The sequence below is a fragment of the Gilliamella sp. B2717 genome, assembly GCF_026536675.1.
Classification (GTDB): Bacteria; Pseudomonadota; Gammaproteobacteria; order Enterobacterales; family Orbaceae; genus Gilliamella; species Gilliamella apicola_I.
In genome coordinates this window covers 25,768-50,311 of record NZ_JAFNNQ010000094.1, presented here as the reverse complement: position 1 = coordinate 50,311, position 24,544 = coordinate 25,768, and the positions used below count along the sequence as shown (strand labels likewise).

At 37.3% G+C, this 24,544-nt stretch carries 20 protein-coding genes and 1 other RNA gene; 11 read left to right on the top strand and 10 right to left on the bottom strand.

Features of this window, described 5'->3' with window-relative positions:
* The first annotated feature begins 101 nt into the window (after positions 1-101).
* The 11 genes from rpoE to rlmB all read left to right on the top strand — a co-directional run bounded on the left by rpoE (position 102) and on the right by rlmB (position 13,527).
* Positions 102-674: an RNA polymerase sigma factor RpoE gene (gene rpoE / locus J3U35_RS09930; protein ID WP_267350583.1), complete on the top strand. Its 573-nt coding sequence runs from the start codon at positions 102-104 to the stop codon at positions 672-674.
* Between the two features lie 43 nt (positions 675-717).
* Positions 718-1,278, top strand: coding sequence for an RseA family anti-sigma factor (locus tag J3U35_RS09925; RefSeq protein ID WP_267350581.1), 561 nt, complete (start codon positions 718-720; stop codon positions 1,276-1,278).
* A 6-nt stretch (positions 1,279-1,284) separates the two neighbouring features.
* Positions 1,285-2,271, top strand: coding sequence for a MucB/RseB C-terminal domain-containing protein (locus J3U35_RS09920; RefSeq protein ID WP_267361088.1), 987 nt, complete (start codon positions 1,285-1,287; stop codon positions 2,269-2,271).
* Between the two features lie 155 nt (positions 2,272-2,426).
* Positions 2,427-4,223, top strand: a complete 1,797-nt coding sequence (lepA, locus tag J3U35_RS09915) for a translation elongation factor 4 (RefSeq protein ID WP_065559570.1) — start codon at positions 2,427-2,429, stop codon at positions 4,221-4,223.
* Positions 4,224-4,243: 20 nt separating this feature from the next.
* Positions 4,244-5,245, top strand: coding sequence for a signal peptidase I (lepB, locus tag J3U35_RS09910; RefSeq protein ID WP_267361086.1), 1,002 nt, complete (start codon positions 4,244-4,246; stop codon positions 5,243-5,245).
* A 5-nt stretch (positions 5,246-5,250) separates the two neighbouring features.
* Positions 5,251-5,931 carry a ribonuclease III gene (rnc, locus tag J3U35_RS09905; RefSeq protein ID WP_267361084.1) on the top strand — a complete coding sequence of 227 codons (681 nt, stop codon included), beginning with the start codon at positions 5,251-5,253 and terminating at the stop codon, positions 5,929-5,931.
* Positions 5,928-6,833 carry a GTPase Era gene (gene era, locus J3U35_RS09900; RefSeq protein ID WP_065559567.1) on the top strand — a complete coding sequence of 302 codons (906 nt, stop codon included), beginning with the start codon at positions 5,928-5,930 and terminating at the stop codon, positions 6,831-6,833. The genes rnc and era overlap by 4 nt, the downstream gene beginning before the upstream one ends.
* A 385-nt stretch (positions 6,834-7,218) precedes the next feature.
* Positions 7,219-8,811, top strand: a complete 1,593-nt coding sequence (gene purH / locus J3U35_RS09895) for a bifunctional phosphoribosylaminoimidazolecarboxamide formyltransferase/IMP cyclohydrolase (protein ID WP_267361080.1) — start codon at positions 7,219-7,221, stop codon at positions 8,809-8,811.
* Between the two features lie 45 nt (positions 8,812-8,856).
* A complete protein-coding gene (gene purD / locus J3U35_RS09890) occupies positions 8,857-10,152 on the top strand; it encodes a phosphoribosylamine--glycine ligase (RefSeq protein WP_267361078.1) in 1,296 nt (431 codons plus the stop codon).
* Between the two features lie 192 nt (positions 10,153-10,344).
* The gene (gene rnr / locus J3U35_RS09885) at positions 10,345-12,774 is read left to right on the top strand and encodes a ribonuclease R (protein ID WP_267361076.1); all 2,430 of its coding nucleotides are present in this window, start codon (positions 10,345-10,347) and stop codon (positions 12,772-12,774) included.
* On the top strand, positions 12,775-13,527 hold the full coding sequence (gene rlmB, locus J3U35_RS09880; protein WP_267361074.1) for a 23S rRNA (guanosine(2251)-2'-O)-methyltransferase RlmB: 753 nt from the start codon (positions 12,775-12,777) through the stop codon (positions 13,525-13,527).
* A gap of 269 nt (positions 13,528-13,796) precedes the next feature.
* On the opposite strand, the gene J3U35_RS09875 is transcribed toward rlmB, so the two are convergent.
* From J3U35_RS09875 to mdoH, 10 genes are all read right to left on the bottom strand, one after another.
* Complete coding sequence (locus tag J3U35_RS09875) at positions 13,797-15,257, bottom strand: catalase (protein ID WP_267361072.1); 1,461 nt, start codon at positions 15,255-15,257, stop codon at positions 13,797-13,799.
* 294 nt (positions 15,258-15,551) lie between these two features.
* On the bottom strand, positions 15,552-16,097 hold the full coding sequence (locus tag J3U35_RS09870) for a 5-formyltetrahydrofolate cyclo-ligase (RefSeq protein ID WP_267361070.1): 546 nt from the start codon (positions 16,095-16,097) through the stop codon (positions 15,552-15,554).
* 24 nt (positions 16,098-16,121) lie between these two features.
* Positions 16,122-16,304: non-coding RNA, 6S RNA (ssrS, locus tag J3U35_RS09865), on the bottom strand.
* A 56-nt stretch (positions 16,305-16,360) separates the two neighbouring features.
* Positions 16,361-16,654 (bottom strand): cell division protein ZapA, encoded by a 294-nt coding sequence (gene zapA, locus J3U35_RS09860; protein ID WP_065559560.1) that lies wholly within the window; start codon positions 16,652-16,654, stop codon positions 16,361-16,363.
* Between the two features lie 7 nt (positions 16,655-16,661).
* Entirely contained in the window at positions 16,662-18,524 is a 1,863-nt protein-coding gene (dxs, locus tag J3U35_RS09855) for a 1-deoxy-D-xylulose-5-phosphate synthase (protein ID WP_411590082.1), read from the bottom strand.
* A 15-nt stretch (positions 18,525-18,539) separates the two neighbouring features.
* On the bottom strand, positions 18,540-19,412 hold the full coding sequence (gene ispA / locus J3U35_RS09850; RefSeq protein ID WP_416380695.1) for a (2E,6E)-farnesyl diphosphate synthase: 873 nt from the start codon (positions 19,410-19,412) through the stop codon (positions 18,540-18,542).
* The gene (gene xseB / locus J3U35_RS09845) at positions 19,402-19,647 is read right to left on the bottom strand and encodes an exodeoxyribonuclease VII small subunit (RefSeq protein WP_065559557.1); all 246 of its coding nucleotides are present in this window, start codon (positions 19,645-19,647) and stop codon (positions 19,402-19,404) included. Before xseB ends, ispA begins: the two co-directional genes overlap by 11 nt.
* 157 nt (positions 19,648-19,804) lie before the next feature.
* The gene (rmuC, locus tag J3U35_RS09840; protein ID WP_267361066.1) at positions 19,805-21,145 is read right to left on the bottom strand and encodes a DNA recombination protein RmuC; all 1,341 of its coding nucleotides are present in this window, start codon (positions 21,143-21,145) and stop codon (positions 19,805-19,807) included.
* Positions 21,146-21,147: 2 nt separating this feature from the next.
* A complete protein-coding gene (gene epmA / locus J3U35_RS09835; protein ID WP_267361064.1) occupies positions 21,148-22,122 on the bottom strand; it encodes an elongation factor P--(R)-beta-lysine ligase in 975 nt (324 codons plus the stop codon).
* 62 nt (positions 22,123-22,184) lie between these two features.
* Positions 22,185-24,542, bottom strand: coding sequence for a glucans biosynthesis glucosyltransferase MdoH (mdoH, locus tag J3U35_RS09830; protein WP_267361062.1), 2,358 nt, complete (start codon positions 24,540-24,542; stop codon positions 22,185-22,187).
* Positions 24,543-24,544: the final 2 nt, after the last annotated feature.

Here is a 24,544-nt window from a genome sequence, read left to right as displayed (position 1 = left end):
TATTAAAATAATGGAACTTTTTTTTAATTTAAGAATCTAACTGTGTGAGTGCAGCGTTTTGGCCGAGCAACAGTTATTAACATAATGAGGAATGGCCTTTAATGGGGGAGCAAGTAACAGACCAAGTTTTAGTTGACCGTGTATTAAACGGAGATAAAAATGCGTTCAATTTACTTGTGGTTCGTTATCAAAATAAATTGTCTCACTTGGTTTCTCGTTATGTACTCGCTTCTGAAGTGCCAGATGTTGTACAAGAAACCTTTATCAAAGCTTATCGTTCGTTAAGCTTATTTAAAGGGGAAAGTGTTTTTTACACATGGTTATACCGCATAGCGGTTAACACAGCAAAGAATTATTTAACGTCTCAAGGTCGAAGACCACCTTCATCGGATATTGATGCAAGCGAGGCGGAAAGTTATGAAGGAGCTGATTCGCTCAGGGATCTTGATAATCCTGAGAATTTAGCGCTTTCTGATGAAGTTAAAAAAGCCGTATTTGAAGCAATTGATGCGCTTCCTGATGATTTAAGAATAGCAATTACATTACGTGAAATTGATGGTTTAAGTTATGAGGAGATTGCAGAAATAATGGATACGCCGGTTGGAACAGTGAGATCACGCATTTTTAGAGCAAGAGATGCGATTGATGAAAAATTAAAACCATTAATTGGTTGAATACAAAATGATAATGAGTAGTCATAAATTTAAGGTATCTACTATGCGAATTGAACAGAAAGAGCAACTTTCATTGCTTATGGATGGCGAGTTTACAAGTGATCATTTCATTGATGAAATATCAAATGATGAAAGCCTTCAATCATGTTGGCATCGCTATCATATTGCCAGAGAAGCAATGCGTGGTGACTTGCATAGTAGCGCATTAACTTTGGATATTTCTAAACAAGTGGCAAACGCCATTGCTAAAGAAGATATCTATAACAAATTAACCAATCAACCTAATCAGGATGAAATATCGCGACCAAATAAACAAAATCTTATTTGGATTCGTCTCAAAGACGTCATGGCAAAAGTCAGTCAAGTTGGTCTTGCTGCTTGCGTTACTTTAGCGATTATTGCGGGTGTACAATATCAACAACGTCAATCTGATAGTGATAGTAATATCCCAACTTTAAATACCATCCCTGTTGGTGTCAATGTTGCGCCTGTTGGAGGACTACAGCAACAGAATGATCAGCAACTTTTAGAAAAAAGACAATATGATAAAATCAGATTACTTGTACAAGATTATGAACTGCAAAAAAGGTTAAATGCTCAGTAATCCGAAATGAAATTAAAATTTTATTCAAATTTCCAAACAATGATAAAACAGAGTAGCTATATATTTGCTAGTCTGTTTTTTCTGTTATTGTCCCTGTCAATTCAAGCTAGTGAAAATAATGATCCTGTCGCTCTGCTTAATAAAATGAGCAAGGCAGTGCAAACTCAAGATTATCAAATTCACTTCTTATCACAAGATAAAAATCAATACGTTACCACATATGAATATACGCATTTAGGTGCGGAAAATAAAAAAGATGTCAAAGCGTTGTTACTTTATCTTGAAGGTGCTGCGAGAGAAATTATTTTACATGAAAACGTCATTAGCTACTTCCAACCGGATAGCGAGTCTTTTTCGATAAGCAGTTCACGAATTGTTGAGGCTTTCCCAGATATCATATATAACGATTTTAATGAACTTACCGATGTATATGACTTTACTTTATTAGGAAAAACACGGACAGCAAATCGTAGCGTACAATTGGTTAAAATGGTCGCAAAAGATAAAGATCGTTATAGCTATGTTATTTGGGTTGATGATGAAATTTACCTACCGATTCGTATAGATTTATTAGATCAACATAGCGAAATTATCAGCCAACTTAAGGTAGTCGATCTCGACGAAAATTTTGATAAAAAAGCAGTAAAGGAATACATCGAAACTCGAAGCTACCCTATTTTATTATCTATTGAAAAACAAGAAAACGTACTCGATTCATGGCGATTAGCATGGCTACCTAAAGGATTTAAAGAAGTGGCAGCATATAATGTCAATTTTTATAATTCAGATATAGCCACAAAGCTTTTTTCAGATGGCGTTTTTTCATTTACGGTCAATGTTTCTTCCGAAAAAGCAAATCAGGCTAATCAGTTTATCCAACAAGGTGGACGAACCATTTTTTCAACCAATATTGCTAAAAAGAATATTATCATTATTGGTAATCTACCGCGAACGACTATAGAACGTATTGCACAAAATATTATTGAGAAATAGTGGTTAACTTCTCGATAACGCTATGCTTAGCAGTGATAAATGTGTAAAATGCTACTCTTTCTAGCTTTATAATTATTATGAGATACTGTTTATCACTATTCGGTATTTAAATAGTTAATTGTTTACAACTAAAATACAAAATATAATTTATTGATATGAATAAAAATATCCGCAATTTTTCAATTATTGCTCATATTGACCATGGTAAATCTACACTTTCAGACCGCATCATACAAATTTGTGGAGGTCTGTCTGATCGTGAAATGGCAGCACAAGTTTTAGATTCAATGGATCTTGAACGTGAACGTGGTATAACAATTAAAGCACAAAGTGTTACTCTCGATTATCATGCAAAAAATGGTGAGACATATCAGCTTAATTTTATTGACACCCCCGGTCATGTTGACTTCTCTTACGAAGTATCGCGATCGTTAGCGGCTTGTGAAGGGGCGTTGTTAGTGGTTGATGCAGGTCAAGGCGTTGAAGCACAAACTCTGGCAAACTGTTATACCGCTTTAGATATGAATCTTGAAGTTGTCCCAGTGCTAAATAAAATTGATTTGCCCGCTGCTGAGCCGGAACGTGTGGCAGAAGAAATCGAAGATATTGTTGGTATTGATGCCTCTAATGCTGTTCGCTGTTCAGCAAAAACAGGTGTGGGGGTTATTGATGTACTCGAACAATTGGTTAATGATATTCCGCCACCTGAAGGCGATTCAAATGCACCTTTGCAGGCATTGATAATTGATTCATGGTTTGATAATTATCTTGGTGTTGTGTCTTTAATTCGCATTAAAAATGGTGAATTAAAGAAAGGGGATAAAATCAAAGTGATGAGCACAGGAATGACTTACAATGTTGATCGCCTTGGAATATTTACCCCAAAACAAGTCGACAAAACCTGTTTACAATGTGGTGAAGTAGGTTGGGTTGTCTGTGCAATTAAAGATATTTTAGGGGCTCCTGTTGGTGATACATTAACTTCTGCTAAAACGCCAGCAGAAAACCCATTACCGGGGTTCAAAAAAGTAAAACCCCAGGTTTATGCTGGGTTATTCCCGACTAGTTCGGATGATTATGAAGCCTTTCGTGATGCACTTGGAAAATTAAGCCTAAATGATGCATCGCTATTTTATGAACCAGAAAACTCAGGTGCATTAGGGTTTGGTTTCCGTTGTGGTTTCCTTGGATTATTACACATGGAAATCATTCAAGAGCGGTTAGAGCGTGAATACAACTTAGATTTGATTACGACAGCGCCAACAGTAGTTTACGAAGTGCTGACAACGTCAAACGAGATAATCTATGTTGACAGCCCTGCTAAACTACCTGCTGTTAACAATATTCAAGAATTGCGTGAGCCTATTGCCGAGTGTAACATTTTGGTACCACAGACTTATCTTGGCAATGTTATTACACTTTGTGTTGAAAAGCGTGGAGTACAAACGCATATGGTTTATCATGGAAATCAGGTGGCGCTAACCTATGAAATCCCTATGACTGAAGTGGTCTTAGATTTCTTTGATAAATTAAAGTCAACTTCTCGTGGTTATGCTTCATTGGATTATAGTTTCAAACGTTTCCAAGTTGCCGATATGGTCAGGTTAGATGTACTTATTAACGGAGAACGTGTTGATGCGTTAGCGTTAATCACTCATAAGGACAATGCACCTTACCGTGGTCGCGAATTAGTTGAAAAAATGAAAGATTTAATTCCACGTCAACAATTTGATATTGCTATTCAAGCAGCAATCGGAAATCATATCATTGCGCGTTCGACCGTTAAGCAATTACGTAAAAATGTATTAGCAAAATGTTATGGTGGTGATGTTAGTCGTAAGAAAAAACTTTTACAAAAACAAAAAGAGGGTAAAAAACGCATGAAACAAGTGGGTAATGTTGAATTACCACAAGAAGCGTTTTTAGCTATTTTACATGTCGGTAAAGATTAACCAGTAAAAGAGGAAAAAAAATGGCTAATACATTCGCCATCATATTAACAATAGCAACATTGATAACAGGTATCTTTTGGTTTTTAGAAAAATACCGCTGGAAGCCTGCAAGACAGCGTAAAGTTGAGGAAGTCCGTAAACAATGCAATGGTGAAATCGATGGAAAAGTGCTGGCTCAAGTCGGTAAACCAAAAGGTTGGGTAGAGAATTTAGCCTCATTTTTCCCTGTTCTTTTTGTTGTATTTTTCATCCGCTCGTTTCTATATGAACCGTTTCAGATTCCGTCTGGTTCGATGATGCAGACACTTTTGATTGGTGATTTTATTGCTGTTCAGAAATATTCTTATGGATTGCGTGATCCCATTACTAATACGGTCATTATATCGACAGGGCACCCTAAACGCGGAGATGTTGCCGTTTTTAAACACCCAGATGGTTCAAAAATTGATTTAATTAAGCGTGTAGTTGGCTTGCCTGGTGATAAAATTGTTTACTCAGTTCAAGACAAAAAACTCTTTATTTATCCTGCTTGCCAAAGTAGTGATACCAACTGTGTAGGGCAAAAAACGCAACCACTGGATTTACATTACAGTGAACCAAAATTAAGTAATTGGAAACAAGTTTATCAGCAATTCAAATCAGGGCCTAATTTTTATACTTTAGAACAGTATAAAGAAAAAGGGATTGCTGATTCAAACTCTGTCGAATCATTAAATATAAACATACAGCAAGAAACACTGGGTGATAAACCACACGATATTTTAACAACGGAAAACATAATTGAAAAACCAGAATACTTCTTCCATCAAAATGGACAACCGCTTGCGACTTGGGTTGTACCGGAAGGCAATTACTTTATGATGGGTGATAATCGTGATAACAGTGGCGACAGCCGTTATTTCGGATTCGTGCCTGAATCAAACTTCGTTGGTAAAGCGACAGCAATATGGATTAGCTTTGAAAAACAACCCGATGAATGGCCTACGGGGATTCGCTTTAGCCGTATTGGAGGCATACACTAGTCGCCATGAGTATTAAAAATTTAAAATCTTTGCAACAGTCGATTGGCTATCAGTTTCAAAACCTTTCGTTACTTGAATTAGCCTTAACTCATCGAAGTGCGAATAAACGACATAACGAACGCCTAGAGTTTCTAGGCGATTCTATTTTAAGCTTTGCCATTGCAGACGATCTTTTTCATCGATTTAAGCAGCAAGATGAAGGCGATTTAAGTCAGATGCGAGCAAGCTTAGTTTGTGGCACAACATTGGCTGAAATAGGTAAAGCATTCAATTTAGGAAATTATCTGACCTTAGGACAAGGTGAATTAAAAAGCGGTGGTTTTCGTCGGGAATCAATTATCGCTGATGCAGTTGAAGCCATTATTGGTGCGATCTATTTAGATAGTAATATTGAAAATGTCAGGCGGTTAATACTGTCTTGGTATCAGAGCCGGTTAGCAGAAATTAAACCGGGTGTGAAACAAAAAGATGCGAAAACAAGACTTCAAGAATACTTGCAAGGGATACATCAAGAACGTCCCTGTTATTTGATCCTCGAAGTCACAGGTGATAAACACGAGCAAGAATTTTTGATTCAATGCAAACTTGAAAATGATGATCATCAGTATTTAGGGCGAGGACTTAGTCGCCGTAAAGCCGAACAAGCTGCTGCTCAACAAGCACTCAATCAATTAGGTATAAAATGACAGAAACAACACAACATTGTGGATTCGTTGCCATCGTAGGTCGACCAAACGTCGGCAAATCAACTTTATTAAATCAATTATTAGGTCAAAAAGTTTCTATTACCTCGCGTAAAGCTCAAACAACACGTCATCGTATTGTGGGCATTGATACTCAAGGTAATGACCAAATAATTTATATCGATACACCCGGTCTTCACATTGAAGAAAAAAGAGCGATTAACCGCCTTATGAATCGAGCGGCAAGTAGCTCTATTGGTGATGTAGAGTTGGTGATTTTTGTCGTTGAAGGTACGCACTGGACCGATGATGACGAAATGGTTGCTAACAAATTGAAAGATTGTAAGTCGCCGGTCTTATTAGTGATCAATAAAATTGATAATGTTACCGATAAAACCCAATTGTTACCTCATATTCAAGAAATCAGTCAAAAAGTCAATTTTCTTGACGTCGTACCAATTAGCGCTGAAAAAGGTGAAGGTATTGATATCATCAAAGATATTGTGAAAAAACATTTACCGGTTGGGGAACACCATTTTCCAGAAGATTACATTACTGACCGATCGCAACGTTTCATGGCATCGGAAATCATTCGTGAAAAATTAATGCGTTTTTTAGGCGATGAATTGCCTTATTCGGTAACCGTTGAAATCGAACAATTTAAAGTTGATGAACGTACAGGCATGTATCGAATCAATGGGTTGATATTAGTCGAACGTGATGGTCAAAAGAAAATGGTCATTGGCAATAAAGGTGAAAAGATCAAAAAAATTGGGATTGAAGCTCGTAAAGATATGCAATCTTTTTTTGATACTAAAGTTCATTTAGAGTTATGGGTTAAAGTCAAAGCAGGTTGGGCTGATGACGAGCGTGCATTACGCAGTCTTGGCTATAGTGACGATTAAACCTTATTGCTTGGTTATTTAATGAGTTATCAATTTAGTTTAGGTTATGCCGCTTCATTAATAACTCATTTTTTAACCAAATAAATTTTATTGCGATAGGAATACATTAAAACTACCTATTTATCAATTTTTCGGTTACTACCAATCAAACAATACTTTTTATTTTTTAAAATCAGATCACTTTTATAGCTAAAAAAGCTTGTTCTATTTTTCAAAGTGAAATTTTCAAATGCTCCATATGCTAGGCTTAAAATGTTAGATTCGCTTTGCAGGATATAATTAAATTTATCAGAATATAAACTAATCACTAAACATCGATGATGCTTTTCTATATAATACCGATTCAATTGATTTGGATTTAAAGTATTAACTTCGGAGCCCCATCATGCAGCAGTTTCGACCTATTCATCGCGCTTTACTTAGCGTATCTGACAAAACCGGTATTATCGAATTTGCCCAAGCTCTTCATCAACGAAACGTTGAACTTCTTTCTACGGGCGGTACCGCTAAATTGCTTATGAAACACAATATTCCCGTCATTGAGGTTTCAGACTATACCGGATTTCCTGAGATGATGGAGGGAAGAGTCAAAACGCTTCATCCTAAAATTCATGGTGGAATTTTAGGGCGGCGAGGTTTAGATGATGATGTGATGCATCAACATCAAATTGCACCGATTGATATGGTCGTGGTTAACTTGTATCCCTTTGCTGACACCGTCGCTAAATCAGATTGCCGTTTAGAAGATGCCGTTGAAAATATTGATATTGGTGGCCCCACCATGGTACGTGCCGCGGCTAAAAATCATCAAGATGTCGCTATTGTTGTTGATTACAATGATTATGCGACCATTATTGAATTGATGGATCAGCAACACAATTCCCTGAGCTACTCATATCGTTTCAATTTGGCGATTAAAGCTTTTGAACACACAGCAAAATATGATGGTATGATTGCCAACTATTTTGGGCAGTTAGTGCCGCCTTATTATGGTGAAACCGATAAAGTGTCTGGACAATTTCCACGAACATTGAATCTTCAATTTATCAAAAAGCAGGATATGCGTTATGGTGAAAATGCACATCAAAAAGCAGCTTTTTATATTGATGAAGATATAAACGACGCATCGATTGCGACAGCTAAACAATTACAAGGTAAGGCACTTTCTTATAACAATATTGCGGATGCGGATGCAGCACTTGAATGCGTTAAATCCTTTGATGAGCCAGCGTGTGTGATTGTCAAACACGCTAATCCTTGCGGAGTGGCTGTGAGTGACACCCTTTTGAATGCTTACTTAAATGCGTTTAAAACCGATCCAACGTCTGCTTTTGGTGGGATTATTGCTTTTAATCGTCCTTTAGATGCAAAAACGGCAACCAGAATTGTAGAAAACCAATTTGTAGAAGTGATTATAGCACCGTCAATTAATGAAGATGCACTTGCCATAATGCAGACAAAAAAAAATGTACGGGTATTAGCATGTGGTCAATGGTCGCAATCATTGAATAGTCGTTTAGATTTTAAGCGAGTAAATGGTGGACTGTTAGTTCAAGAACATGACTTAAGTATGGTCACCGAAAATCAATTGACAGTGGTGACCAAACGGCAACCAACTAAAAAAGAACTATCTGATGCACTGTTTTGCTGGAAAGTGGCTAAGTTTGTTAAATCCAATGCTATTGTTTATGCCAAAGACAACATGACCATTGGAATTGGAGCAGGACAAATGAGTCGTGTGTATTCGGCTAAAATAGCCGGTATAAAAGCGAAAGATGAAAATTTAGAAGTAGCGGGCTGTGTGGTCGCATCTGATGCATTTTTTCCATTCAGAGACGGCATTGATGCTGCGGCTAAAGTCGGGGTAACTTGTGTCATTCAGCCAGGTGGTTCTATCCGTGATGATGAGGTTATTCAAGCTGCTAATGAACATAATATTGCAATGATTTTTACTAATATGCGTCATTTTAGACATTGATCGTATAATATAAATGTCAGTTAAGAACAAATTAAAGGAATGGGTATGAAAGTATTGGTTATTGGTAATGGTGGTCGTGAGCATGCTTTGGCATGGAAAGCGGCACAGTCCCCCTTGGTTACAAAAGTTTTTGTCGCACCGGGTAATGCAGGTACAGCACTTGAGCCTAATTTAGAAAATATTAATATCAAAGCAAATGATATTAGTGGATTACTTAATTTTGCCCAGCAACAGCAAATTGATTTAACCATAGTGGGGCCTGAAGTCCCATTAGTACTTGGTGTTGTTGATAGTTTTCAAAAAGCCGGATTAAATATTTTTGGGCCAACTAAATCGGCAGCTCAGCTAGAAGGTTCTAAAGCTTTTACTAAAGATTTTTTAGCGCGTCACCAAATCCCCACAGCTGAATATCAAACTTTTACTGAAATTGATCCTGCCATTGCCTATATACGTGAAAAATGCGCTCCCATTGTGATTAAAGCCGACGGGCTAGCGGCCGGTAAAGGGGTTATTGTCGCCATGACCCTTGAAGAAGCTGAAAATGCTGTACGCGATATGCTAGCGGGTAATGCATTTGGTGATGCGGGTCATCGAGTGGTTATCGAAGAATTTTTAATGGGCGAAGAAGCTAGTTTTATTGTCATGGTTGATGGCAAGCATGTCGAGCCAATGGCAACAAGTCAAGATCACAAGCGAGTCGGTGACGGTGATACGGGTTTAAATACGGGGGGAATGGGCGCTTACTCTCCAGCACCTGTTGTGACAGATGAGGTATTTACCAAAGTTATGGAACAAATTATCTATCCAACCGTAAATGGCATGGCTCAAGAAGGCAATGTTTATGTTGGTTTTTTGTATGCAGGCTTAATGATTGATAAACAGGGTAATCCTAAAGTGATTGAATTTAATTGTCGTTTTGGCGATCCCGAAACCCAACCCATTATGATGCGTATGCAATCAGACTTGATTGAGTTATGTTTGGCGGCGGTAAATGGTCAATTAAGTACGGTTAAATCCAACTGGGATCGAAGACCTGCATTAGGTGTCGTTATGGCTGCTGGTGGTTATCCGGGTGAATATAATACCCAAGATACAATCATGGGTTTACCTACCGAATCAACATCTAATTGTAAAGTGTTCCATGCAGGTACCAGTTTTGAAAAAGGGCATGTGTTAACTAACGGTGGTCGTGTGCTTTGTGTCACCGCTTTAGGCGATACAGTATTGGAAGCTCAGCAACGTGCTTATCAACAAGTTGATAAAATCCATTGGCATGGCTGTTTTTACCGTCATGATATCGGTTATCGAGCTATTGAGCGTGAAAAAACACTAAATAGATGAGTAAAAGATTGAATTTATATCATTTATGGACTTCAAAATGCCGAATTAGATTCGGTTTTGATGTTAATAATTCAGTTTTGTTTAGCTATGTAAATTATATCGATAAAGATTAGTAGTAAAAAGGAATGTTTATTTTAAGTTACATAACTCTATGTTATGCTACCGATTAAATATGATCTCTGGATATTCCTTATGATAAACGATCCATTTTATGAACGAGAAGCACAAAAATATGATTCCCCGATAGCCAGTCGCGAATTAATATTAGATTACCTAACCAAAGAGGCGAAGCCTGCTAATTTAGAAAAAATTGCCCAAGCCGTTTCTATTAAAAATGAAGAACAAAAAGAAGCACTACATCGTCGCTTACGTGCAATGGAACGCGATGGTCAAGTCGTGTTTACACGCCGTAAATGTTATGCATTGCCTGAAAAGTTAGATATGGTTAAGGGGAAGGTGATTGCTCATCGTGATGGTTTTGGCTTTTTACGTGTTGAAGGAAAACCTGAAGATTACTTTTTATCGCCAGAACAGATGAAAAAAGTCTTACAAGGTGATGTGATTTTAGCCCAACCACTGAGTAATCAATATCGTGGAAAAACAGAAGCACGTGTTGTGCGTATTTTAGAGCCTCGCAGTAATTTAATTGTTGGTCGCTACTTTATTGAACAAGGCGTTGGATTTGTGGTGCCTGATGATAGTCGCTTAAATTTCGATATTTTAATCACTGGTAAACCGAAACGCACAGTACGCATGGGAACGGTCGTCGTTGTTGAGTTACAACAACGCCCTGAACGTCGTCAAAAAGCAGTCGGTGTCATTAAAGAAGTCCTTGGTGAAAACATGGGGACTAACTTAGCCATAGATATTGCCCTTCGTAATCATGAAATCCCATATGAATTTCCTAAAGCTGTTGAAAAAGAGCTGAATAAATTCGGTGATGAAGTGCCCGAAAAAGCCAAAAAAGGGCGTAAAGATTTACGGGATCTACCTTTAGTTACCATTGATGGTGAAGATGCACGTGATTTTGATGATGCCGTGTATTGCCAAAAAAATCGTGGTGGAGGTTACCGATTATGGGTGGCAATAGCTGATGTCAGTTATTACGTCAGACCCGATAAAGCACTAGATAAAGAAGCCTGCTTACGCGGTACATCAGTCTATTTTCCTTCTCGTGTCGTGCCGATGTTGCCTGAAGCTTTATCAAATGGACTTTGTTCGCTTAATCCACAGGTAGATAGACTATGTTTAGTTTGTGAAATGACCGTATCAAACAAAGGCCGTTTGACTGGTTATCAATTTTACGACGCTGTGATGAATTCACATGCCAGATTGACTTACACGAAAGTTGCAAAAATTTTAGACGGTGATAAAGAACTACGTCAACATTACCATGATTTAGTGCCACATTTAGAAAACCTATATGGCTTATACAAAATATTGGATAAGTCACGAATTGCTCGTGGAGCGATTGGTTTTGAATCGGAAGAACCGAAATTTATTTTCAATGCTGATAAACGGATCGAAAGTATTGAGTTAGCGCAACGTAATGATGCACATAAGATTATTGAAGAGTGTATGATTTTAGCTAATGTTGCAGCGGCAAAACTGGTGATTGAGGCCGATGTACCTGCTTTGTTTCGTGTTCATGATCGCCCAGATGAAGAGCGAATGAATAACTTACGTAGCATCTTACAAGAACTAGGATTATCGTTAGGTGGCGGTGTTAACCCAAAATCAAAAGATATTGCCGAGTTGATGCTAGCGATTGAAGAGCGTATTGATAGTGACATGTTACAGACAGTTATTTTACGTTCGATGAAACAAGCGATTTATGATCCAGAAAATCGGGGGCATTTTGGGCTTGCACTTGAAGAGTATGGTCATTTTACCTCGCCAATTCGACGTTACCCAGATTTACTGTTACATCGAACCATTAAGTGGATATTAGCTAATGAACAGCATAAAACCAGTAAGACTGGAGGGCATCGTTATACCATTAACGAAATGCTCTATTTTGGCGAACATTGTTCACTGACTGAACGTCGAGCCGATGAGGCTGTGCGTGATGTGGTTGATTGGCTCAAGTGTGATTATATGCAAGATCATGTGGGTGAAGTCTTTAATGGTACCATATCAAGTGTTGTGAACTTCGGGTTTTTTGTCAGATTAGATGATCTGTTTATAGACGGTCTGGTACATGTTTCATCGCTTGAAAATGATTATTATATTTATGACGCATCTCGAAATCGTTTAATTGGTGAAAATACCCATTACAGTTACCGTTTAGGTGATAAAGTTAGCGTTAAAGTAGAAAATGTTAATCCTGAAGAAAGAAAAATTGATTTTGCCTTGGTCAGTAGTAATAATAAGCCTAAGCGTCAAGGTAAAACCGCAAAAACTAAGGCTAAACAGCTAAATGATAAAAATGATAAGGATGTTACGCCGACTAAAAAGCGTAAAAGCAAAAAACAAGTAGTGAGTGGCAGCGTTAAAAAAAAGGCGAAAGCGACAAATAAAAATAAAGGAAAGCGCAAAAAGGTAGATAAAAATGCGGTTCAAATCGCATCGACATCAACAAGTAAAACGACTAAAAGTAAGAAAGTAAAGAGTAAAAAATAGATGAGTGAAACAGTTTACGGTATCCATGCTATAGAAGCACTTTTAACACGTGCCCCTGAAAGAATTATTGAGGTTTACATCGCCAAAGGGCGGGAAGATAAACGTCTTAATAGTCTTGTGCATGAAATAGAACAACTTGGTTTAATCGTGAAAATAACCCATCGCCAGTGGTTAGATGACAAATCTAAAAATGGTGTACATCAAGGTATTTTAGCAATAGTAAAACCCTGTCGTACCTATCAAGAAAATGACATTCCATTACTAGTTGAACAGCAACCCAATCCCGTTATTCTGATTTTAGATGGCGTAACAGATCCACATAATCTTGGTGCCTGCATCAGAACAGCAGACGCCGCAGGGGTTAATTTTATTATTGTCCCGAAAGATCGTTCGGCTCCGCTTAATTCGACGGCACAAAAAGTGGCTTGTGGAGCCGCTGAAAGTATCCCTGTTGTTCGGGTAACCAATTTAGCTCGTACCATGCGAATGTTACAAGATGAGTATCAAGTGTGGATTGTGGGCACGGCTGGAGAAGCAGAACGTACACTTTATCAAACTGACTTTTACAAATCATCAACAAATATTCCATTGGCTCTGGTTATGGGCGCAGAAGGGGAAGGCATGCGACGTTTAACGAAAGAACATTGTGACGAATTGGTCAGTATTCCAATGGCGGGAATTGTGTCATCGCTGAATGTCTCGGTAGCAACGGGCGTTTGCTTATTTGAGATAGTCAGACAAAAAAATAAGTAGTTAAAAAGGACAATAAGCTTGGTTTAGTTAAACCACTAACCAAGCTGTAAATAAAACAATATTTGATTGTTTTCTCAAGAAATTCTTCCAAATAACCATCAAAACAGTTTTATATTTATCTATAAATTTTCAACAATAGGGTTAAGTCCTGTTCGCCAGCCAAAATAAGAGTAAATACAAATAAATAGCCTGTTTATTTAACTTAGCGCTAAATGTATTAACCATACAGTGCCGATTAAGCAAAGTCGGCACTGTGGATATAAGGTGAACTAACTTTTGATAAGATCGATTTCAATTCCTAACCCATTGGCAACACCGGAACCATAATCAGGGTGGACTTTATAAAAGTGTTTAAGCTGTCTAATTTGGATATCACGATCAACGTTTTTCATTGAACCGACAATATTATCAATCAGGAGCTGTTTTTGATCGGGACGCATTAAATTGAATAATGCGCGTGGCTGTGAATAGTAATCATCGTCAACACGATGATCATGTCTATCCATTGTACCAGCAGGCACATGCATCGGTGGCTCAGCATATTGTGGTTGTTGTTTAGGTGCGCTATCAACACTATTTGGCTCATAATTAGGCGCATTATCTGGTGTATAAAAGCGCATAGCCCCATCACGTTGATAATTGTGTACCGGACATTTCGGCGCATTGATCGGTAATTGTTGGTAGTTTGTGCCTATACGATAACGATGTGCATCGGCATAAGCAAAAATTCGCCCTTGTAACATCTTATCTGGCGATAACCCCGTTCCAGGCACGACATTACTTGGTTCAAATGCGGCTTGTTCAACTTCAGCAAAATAGTTTTCTGGATTACGATTAAGTTCCATTACGCCCACTTCAATTAATGGATACTGTTTTTGTGACCACACTTTTGTCACATCAAAAGGGTTTTCAGGATGATGATTGGCTTGTTCTTCAGTCATTACCTGCATGTAAAGGCGCCATTTAGGATAGTCACCGCGTTCTATTGCATTAAATAAGTCTTCTTGTGCTGAGTCGGGATTACTACCATCTAATTCGGCTGCTTTTTTAGGATGGATATTTTTAATACCTTGTTCCGTTCTAAAATGCCATTTAACCCAAGTGCGAACATTATCTTTATTAATAATACTGTAAGTATGACTACCAAAACCATGCATATGTCTAAAGCCGTCAGGAATACCACGGTCAGAGAACAGAATGGTGACTTGATGAAGTGATTCCGGTGACAAAGACCAAAAATCCCACATCATTTGCGGATCTTTTAAGTTGGTTTTAGGATCACGTTTTTGGGTATGAATAAAATCCGGGAATTTGAGGGCATCACGTATAAAAAATACCGGTGTATTGTTGCCAACAATATCCCAGTTACCTTGATCGGTATAAAATTTTACAGAAAATCCCCTAGGATCACGGGCTGTATCGGATGAACCTCGTTCACCGCCAACAGTTGAAAATCGGGCAAACACGGGAGTTTGTTTCCCCACTTTGGCAAAAATACTGGCATAAGTATATTGAGTGATATCATTAGTCACGGTAAATGTACCATGCGCACCCGATCCCTTGGCATGTACACGTCTTTCAGGAATGTTCTCACGATTAAATTGTGCAAGTTTCTCAATAAGCTGATAATCATCAATTAATACAGGGCCTCGAGGACCTGCGGTACGGGAATTTTGATTATCGGCTATTGGTGCTCCATTGTTGGTGGTTAAGGCTTTTTTTTCTGACATTGCTACACTCCTTTTTATTATAAAAAAAAGTCTTAAGAAATAAAATTCCACCATGAGTTAGAATATTTATTCCCTAAGACTTGAGTATGAAACAATAATACAAAACAAAAAAAGAACTAAAAGGATGAATAACATACTGTAAAAAGAAAGATTGTAATTTACAAATTATTACTTTTGAATAGCCATTGTTTAAAAAAACAAAGTTAAGAAATGAAGCGTAAATAAGTATACAACTATTCAATTTTAAATGATACAAATTTCAATCACTTTTTTTAATATAATTGTAAAGGTGATTCAGGCATAAATGATTTGAGGTAATTGGATATCCCAAGGTTGGTTGCTTAGTTGCTGAACTTTTTGGCAGGCAAAACCTAAACCTATAGGTAAAATTTGGTCTGCTTTATAATTAGCTAGCAAACGATCATAAAATCCGCCGCCCATTCCTAAACGATAACCTCGATCATCGAATGCAACTAAAGGAGTGAAAACAATATCCAATTTTTGATGGGGAATGACATTTAATACATTTAAAGCGGGTTCTAAAATACCATACTTATTTTTGATTAATTGACTGTTAGGCGTGTATTGAATAAAAAGTAAGTGAGTGGACACAAAAGGATGAATTATCGGTAAATAGACAGCTTTCTTTTGCTGCCATAAATATTCAATAATAGGTTTAGTTTCAATTTCGCCATCAAAAGAGAGAAATATTGCGATATTCTTGGCTTGACCAATCGCAGTATGATCAGCAATTTTTTGGTAAATACGTTGCTGGGCAATTTGACGTTCATAAGGCGATAATTGACGCCTTTTTTGGCGAATAATCTGTCGGATGTTCATTAAGTTATCACTTATGAAGAAAAGGAAAACTCCAAGATGTCGTTAGGGTCGTAACCCTTGAACCCAAGGTTCAAGGTGAACAACGTGTTTTAATTTTTAGGTTTCCTTAATATTAAGGCATACACACCAATTAAAAGTCACATCATTCTAAAGTAAAGAATATCGGCTCAGGGGACTAACCCTTAATCGCGAACATCCCAGAGATGGGTAACATAATACAAAATTTGAAAAATCATACAATAGTATTTTTATTAAATTTACAATTAGAGTGATTCATTGTTAGAGTTTAAAGCCGAATCAAGTAACTGTTGTAATAATTTTAAGCGACCACTAAACTGATCACTCTTTTCTTTTTCTTTAGTCAGTTCGTAAGAGATATTCAGTGCAGCCGTCATAATTAGTTGATCACTTCCAACTTGTGGTGATTTTTCACGTAAATTTGTCAAGCGTAGATCGAGATCTCTCGCTGCATTATTGAGGGCGTCCACTTCATCAACTGGACAATTAAATTTTAACGTTCGTCCAAAAATTTGAATAGTGACAGCTTGAGTTTCCATATTTTACCTATTGATTTATAAATTTATTGATTTTATCGATAATATGTTCTGAGTTTAATCCCATTTCAGCCCTAATTTCACTTTGTGATCCTTGTGGAATAAACCTGTCAGGTAATCCAATGTTTAAAATATCACATTTTATTTTTTTCGATAACAGGAATTCATTGATGCTACTTCCTGCTCCGCCTTTAATACTATTTTCTTCTATTGTGACTAGTATATTATGGGTTTGACTAATCTGCAAAAGTACTTTCTCATCTAATGGTTTTACAAAGCGCATATCAATAACTGTAGCATTAATTTGCTCGGCAGCTTGTAAAACTTCAGGGAGTAATGTGCCAAAATTGAGTAAAGCTATTTTTTCGCCTTCTCGGCATACCTTAGATTGACCTAATGGAATGGCATTTAAAGGTGCTAGCGGTGTTCCTGTTCCTTCTCCTCGAGGATAACGTACCGCTGCAGGCCCTTGATGAAGATAGCCAGTATATAGCATTTGACGACATTCATTTTCATCACTTGGTGTCATGATAACTAGATTTGGTATACATCTTAAAAAACTTAAATCAAATGCCCCTTGATGGGTTTCTCCATCTGCACCCACGATCCCCGCGCGATCTATCGCAAACAAAACAGGCAGATTTTGTATTGCAATATCATGAATAACTTGATCATAAGCACGTTGTAAAAAAGTAGAATAGATTGCCACAATCGGTTTAAAGTCACTAATAGCAAAACCTGCCGCTAACGTTACCGCATGTTGCTCAGCAATAGCTACATCATAAAACTGGTTGGGATAACGTTTAGCAAATTCAGTCATACCAGAACCTTCACTCATTGCGGGGGTAATAGCGATCAATCGCTCGTCCTTTTCTGCCATTTCACACAGCCATTCACCAAAAACTTGCGAATAGGTGGGTGCAATTTTTTTATCTAACGGGAAAGTTCCATCAATAGGATCAAACTTTGGTACACCATGCCAGAGTGTCGGGTTCTTTTCAGCAGGCTCATAGCCTTTCCCTTTTTGTGTAATGACATGCAATAACTGAGGGCCTTTTAATTGTCGCACTCTTTGTAATGTGGAGACTAAATTTTCAATATCATGTCCGTCAATGGGGCCAATGTAATTAAAACCCAGTTCTTCAAATAAAATGGCAGGAGTGATTAAACCTTTTAAATGTTCTTCTGTTTTTTTAACTAACTCTTTTAATGGCGGAATATTGGAAAGAACACGTTTGCCACTTTCTCGAAAAGAAGTATAGGCCTTACTGGATAGAATTTGCGTTAAATGTTGATTTAATGCTCCGGTATTTTCAGAAATGGACATATCATTATCATTTATAATCACTAACATATCGGGTTTGATATGACCTGCATGATTCATTGCTTCAAATGCCATGCCTGCTGTTAATGCACCGTCTCCGATAATGGCTGCAACTTTTTGACCTGATTGTTTTTTTTGTTCACTAATGGCAATACCCAATGCTGCACTGATTGAAGTTGAAGAATGTCCTGTAGTTAATACGTCATATTCGCTTTCTTCTCGATGTGGAAAAGAATGTATGCCGTCTTTTTGGCGAATAGTCAGCATCTGATCACGGCGACCCGTTAAAATTTTATGTGGATAGGCTTGATGTCCAACATCCCAAATAATTTTATCGAATGGCGTATGATAAACGTAATGGAGGGCGACCGTTAATTCAACTACGCCAAGACCGGAAGCTAAATGTCCACTGGATTGACTTACACTAGTTAACAAAAATTGCCTAAGCTCACGACAAATCGCAGATAATTGCGAAAGCGGATAGCGCCTAAGATCGGTTGGAGAGTTAATTTGTTTTAATAGCGGATAATTATCTAAATTCATCTTTATTATTGAGTGAGTGTGTTAACTATTACGATTAATAATATAACTAGCAAGGTCTTGTAATGGCTTACTATTATAAGGTATTTGCTTCACACTATCGATAGCTTGTTGATAAAGTTGTTGTGTCAACTGTTGCGCATTTTTTAATCCCATTAAGGCCGGATAAGTGCTTTTTTCATGCGCAATATCTGAACCTTGTGGTTTTCCCATAATGGCTTGTTCGCCAATAATATCTAAAATGTCATCTTGAATTTGAAAAGCAAGTCCAATTGCCTTTGCATAATGATCTAAATTAGCATAATAAGGGATAGCTTGATTACCGCTCGCATAGGCGCCTAAGCGTATCGCTGCTTTTATCAAAGCGCCAGTTTTGAAGCAGTGAATTTTTTGTAAATGCTCAAGTGATATCGATTGGTGTTCAGCTTGTAAATCAAGTGATTGTCCTAAACACATCCCATCTAAACCACTTGCTTGTGCCAGCTCGGTTATCATTCTAATTTTGGCTTGATCATCGATGAATTGGCTTTCAGCTAATAATGTAAATGCTAATGATTGTAATGCGTCTCCGGCTAAGATAGCCTGTGCTTCATTAAATTGAATATGGCAAGTAGGTTTACCTCGCCGTAAATCATCATTATCCATAGCAGGTAGGTCATCATGAATAAGCGAATAGGTATGGATCGATTCAATTGCGGCTGCCGGTTCGTCCAAATTAGCAAGTGGACAACCAAACATTTGACCTGTTAAATAGACTAAAATAGGGCGTATTCGCTTACCACCAGCAAGTAAACTGTAACTCATAGCTTGTTGCAAAGTCGATGCCGATTTTTCTGATAAATACGATGTTAAAAAAGCATCAATACGATCTTGCAACGTTTTTAAGTTATTCATCATCATCCACTAAAAAATCTGACAATTCAGCATCACTATTTTCAGATAATAAAATTTGTATCCGTTGCTCTGCTTGTTTTAACTGTTTTTGACCCGCTCTGGCAAGCTTGACCCCTTTTTCAAATTCATTCAATGCTTCATCTAGGGGTAGGTCACCATTTTCTAAATGTGTGACGATAGTTTCAAGCTGTTTCAGTGTTTCTTCAAAACTCGGTTCTTTAGTCGTTTTTTTGGGCATAAGGTAATCCTCTTTTTACTCAGTGAGTATACACGTTATTTTAAGAATGGTGAATGACACTTTATCTGTATATTCTAGCATTTAGCGATCTTCAATGCCTGACGTTCTTCATTATCAATACAATACCTACTTATAATGATTGATTTGAAATAGTCTCTTACTTCTGCTCCAATTCATCTAGGGACACTAAAGCAAGATCAGGATCGATCGGTTTTTTAACTTCAACACCTAATTCCCGAAATTTTTCAATTTGACCAATGACGTTACCTCGTCCTTTAGCCAATTTATTCATTGAATTTTGAAATGTTTGTTGTGCTTTATCTAAACAGTTACCCAAATTTTCCATATCCTCAACAAAACCACGGACTTTATCATAAAGTTTACTTGCTCTATCGGCAATTAATTCTGCATTGCGATTTTGATATTCAAATCGCCATAGATTATGAATAGTTCGCAGTGCCACTAAAAGAGTGGTTGGACTGACTATCATAATATTATTTTTTAGTGCCTCATTGATTAATGAGGGATCCTGATCTATGGCACATAAAAAAGCGGGTTCGACGGGAATAAACATCAGAATATAATCTAACGAATTAATGCCGATAAGTTTATGATAGTCTTTTTGGCTAAGTTGTTTAAGATGATTACGGACTGCTATCAAGTGGTCTGACATGGCTTTAGCTTTGATGACCTCATCTTCGCCATTAAAATAGCGCTCATAAGCAACAAGGGTGACTTTTGAATCAATCACAACATCACCACCTTGAGGTAAATGTACAATGACATCAGGCTGTAATCGTCGATTATCGTCATTGGTTAGATTTACTTGTGTTTCATATTCATAACCTAAACGTAATCCAGAATTATCCAAAATTTGACTGAGGATAAATTCCCCCCAATTTCCTTGAGTTTTATTATTTCCTTTTAAGGCATTAGTAAGATTAATCGCTTCTTTAGTCATAAGCTCATTGAGTTGCTGCAAATTACGAATTTCGTGTGTCAGTGTATGACGCTCTTTCGCTTCTTGACCAAAACTATCTTGAACTTGTTTTTTAAAGCCTTCTAACTGCTCTTTAAGTGGTGACAATAAAAAATCTAAACTTTGTTTATTTTGTTGTTCAATTTTTTTACCACTGTGTTCAAATATGCGGTTAGCTAAGTTTTCAAATTGGGTTGTAAGACGTTGCTCGCTTTGTTCAAGAATAGTTTGACGTTCATGCGCAGAATTAAGCGTTTCTTCTAAGCGAGTTTTCAGTTCGCTAATTTTCATATTTTGAGCAACGTGTTGTTGTCGATACGCATTAAGTTCATTTTCTAACTGCATGACTTGTTTGACAAGAGTCTGCAATTCCTCTTTTTTCTGTGACAATTGAATATCAAATAATTGTTTGAGATTATGGCTGGTAAATTGATACTTAAAAACGATTATCAACAAAATTAAGGATACACAACATAAAATAATTGCAATCCAATCAATTAATCCCAACGCAGCAAGCATAATTAAGCCCTTTCAAAAGTAAATGATACCACATCCGCTAAGCTTTGTGACTCAAGCGCTAGCATGATTAGGCGATCTAATCCTACCGCAACGCCTGCACAATCAGGCAATCCTGCTTCCATTGCTGCTAATAATTCAACATCAATATTTTGTTGTGGTAAGTTTAATTTGGTGCGATCCAGATTATTTTGTTCAAATCGTAGCTTTTGTTCTTGCGCATTTGTCAGTTCTTTAAATCCATTGGCAAGTTCTACACCTTTATAATAGAACTCAAAACGACTTGCAACACGATGATCTTCGGAACTGATAGTGGCTAATGCTGCTTGAGAAGCAGGAAAATTAAAGACAGCTATGGGTCTATCTTTCCCGATATGCGGTTCAACGCCTAAGGTAAACAAGCACTGTAATAATGAATCTCGATCATAATCTTCAGTTTTAATACCCATGTTGAGTTGATTTGCAGCAGTAATTAATGTTTGGTGATCTGCTTCGAGCGGGTCGATATTTAAATGACGTTGAAAAGCTTTTTGGTATGAAATTCTTTCAGCTGGCTCACAATCTAAGACGTATTGTAATAGATCGTCGACTTCGTTGATCATTTGCATCATATCAAATTGAATTCGATACCATTCAAGCATAGTAAACTCGGGATTGTGAATTCGACTCACTTCTTCATGATTACGAAAGGATTTACAGATTTGATAAATAGGACCACTGCCCGCAGCCAGTAAGCGTTTCATATGGTATTCAGGACTGGTAATGAGCGTCATTTTTTGTCCTTGAGATAGTTCAAATTCGCCTGGTTTATAAAAAGTGGTATCAAAGGAACTTAAATGCACATCCGTGACAGCATATTGGCTTAAAGTTGGAGTTTCAACTTCTAAAATACATCGGTCAGCAAAGAATTGTCTTACTTGAGAAACGATTTTTGCGCGCTTAAGAAGGTTAGTGATAGATGCAGAAGGTTGCCAAGTCATAAAAAAATCCATGAGGGTTGATAATTAATAAAAAAGAAATAGGGCTAAAGCCCTATAAATTACTATTGACGCTCATTTTGCCATAATTGGAACAAATTGTCGTATTTTTCTTGTTGCAGCCAAATATGGCGATGCAATTGAGAAAGGATGAAAGGATCTTCTAAAATTGCCAATTGTTGTTCTTTAGTAATTTTTTCAAGATCTGTGTGTAAATAGTGATGAACTAATTCGTCACGTACTAATTGATTTTTTTCATTCGCTAAATGACGTGAAGTAGATAATGCACATGCCAGCGCATTATAAACCGGATCTACAAGTGCCATAATAAAGCCATGTTGCACAAAAGCAGCCTCGGTTTGTTGTAAATAATCGTCTGTCAATGTGACGGCACGAGTTGGATGCGTTTCTTCAGGGGTTAAAAACAAACCTGCTTTTTGAGCTTTGATTCCCACACTAGAAAGACCCGAAACACGAATAACCAATGGAGAAATAGTTAACGGTATCAGGATTGCAATGTACCAATAGGTAAATTGCGGGTTGAGCCAAATTATTATCGCTAACCAAATAATGCCTAATATTGACAGTGGCCAGCAAAAATAGAATGACTCGCCCCATGTTAACGCGTCATCATTTCGTGAAGGGGATTTCCACTGGATTTTACTACCCAACCATGCTTTTACCACAAATTTACTATGAAATATCATGCGGATAGGGGCTAAAATCATCGACCATATCATTTCAATAAGGATAGATAAGGTTAATTTAAAAATTCCACCTACGTCTTTTGCTCTGGTTTTGGCAATGATAATACCGTAGCTAAAAAATTTTGGCGCAAATAATAATATTAACGTTGTCGATAATAGTCTTATTGCTAACTGTTCATCCCATTTAGGCCAAGTAGGATAAAATTGATTGGATTGGTAAAAATATTGTGGTTCTGAAATGTTAAATACCAATAATAATAATGTAGAAAAGATTAAAAAGACCAACCATAAAAGTGACGATATATAAGCCATACCACTGGTCAAAAACATAATGCGGTGGGTGAAGGTAATTCCACTTTTAAAGATTAATCTTAAATTGATTAAATTTCCCATACACCAGCGATTATCTCGTTTAAGATCTTCAATCATGTTGCCAGGAAGCTCTTCATAGCTACCATTAAGATTATAAGCAATCCAAACTCCATAACCAGCCCGTCGCATTAATGTCGCTTCGACAAGATCATGTGACAATATATGAAGAGGCCCTTTACGTTTTTGTAAAGGCGATAAAATACAGTGTTCAATAAAGGGTTTTAAACGAATCATCGCATTATGTCCCCAATATTGTGCTTCACCCAATTGCCAAAAGTGAGTACCTGAACAAAATATATCACTATATATTTGATTAGCGAATTGTTGAATACGCCCATAGAGTGTTTTCATTCTGACTGACTTCGGAGGGGATTGCAAAATACCTGCATTAGGTGTCATTTCCATCATGGCAATCATTTTTAAAATACAGTCGCCAGTCATAATACTGTCTGCATCAAGAATCATCATATATTCATATAAATGACCCCAACGACGACAAAAATCATCGATGTTACCACTTTTACGTTTTACGCGGCGTTTGCGGTGACGGTAAAAAATTTGACAGCCGTTATCGGCTTTTTTAGCATTGAAATCAGCCCAAGCTTTCAGTTCATTAACATAAAGATCGGGATCATTGGTATCACTTAAAATGTAAAAGTCACAACATGCGGCATGACCGGTTTCGACGAGTGATTGGTAAGTTGCTTCTAATCCGGCAAACACACGTGCCACATCTTCATTACAAATTGGCATAACTAAAGCAGTGCGATGCGTATTGTCAATATGGGATGCAGGATCAGTTGGAATCGGTATGGTGAATCGATCTTTACCTATGACCGCCAAAATTAATCCCATAATACTTGTCCAAAAACCAATTGAGATCCAACAAAACAAGATAGCAAAGAGGACTATTATAATTCCTTGAATAATATAGGGAATTACGTTATAAATTGCCAGTTCAGGATTTAGCTGCCAATTAGCCATAAAATTAATTTTGTCCCAACTTTGATAGGGTAGCAAAGAAGATAAATAATTTGTGCCTAAATAAGTTTGAATGGCAATCAACAAAAACATGATCAAACGCCGAATTGTGGCAATAAAACTTCTATTTGGCTTGGATTTTGCTTTGAAAGGTTTATTCCAAATTTGAGGTTGGATTGCTACACGCTCAATGTCTGGATAGGTAGGTTGTTGCTTTCTGTCATCATTAAAATCACAAGTATCACTAATTTGATGCAAGCGATACTTCAAAAATGCCACATCATCAGAAGGCATTTCCTGTTCATTTGATTTCTGACACCAGTTATCGGCGTCAGAAAGATGTGAAAAGTAATCATTTTTCATAG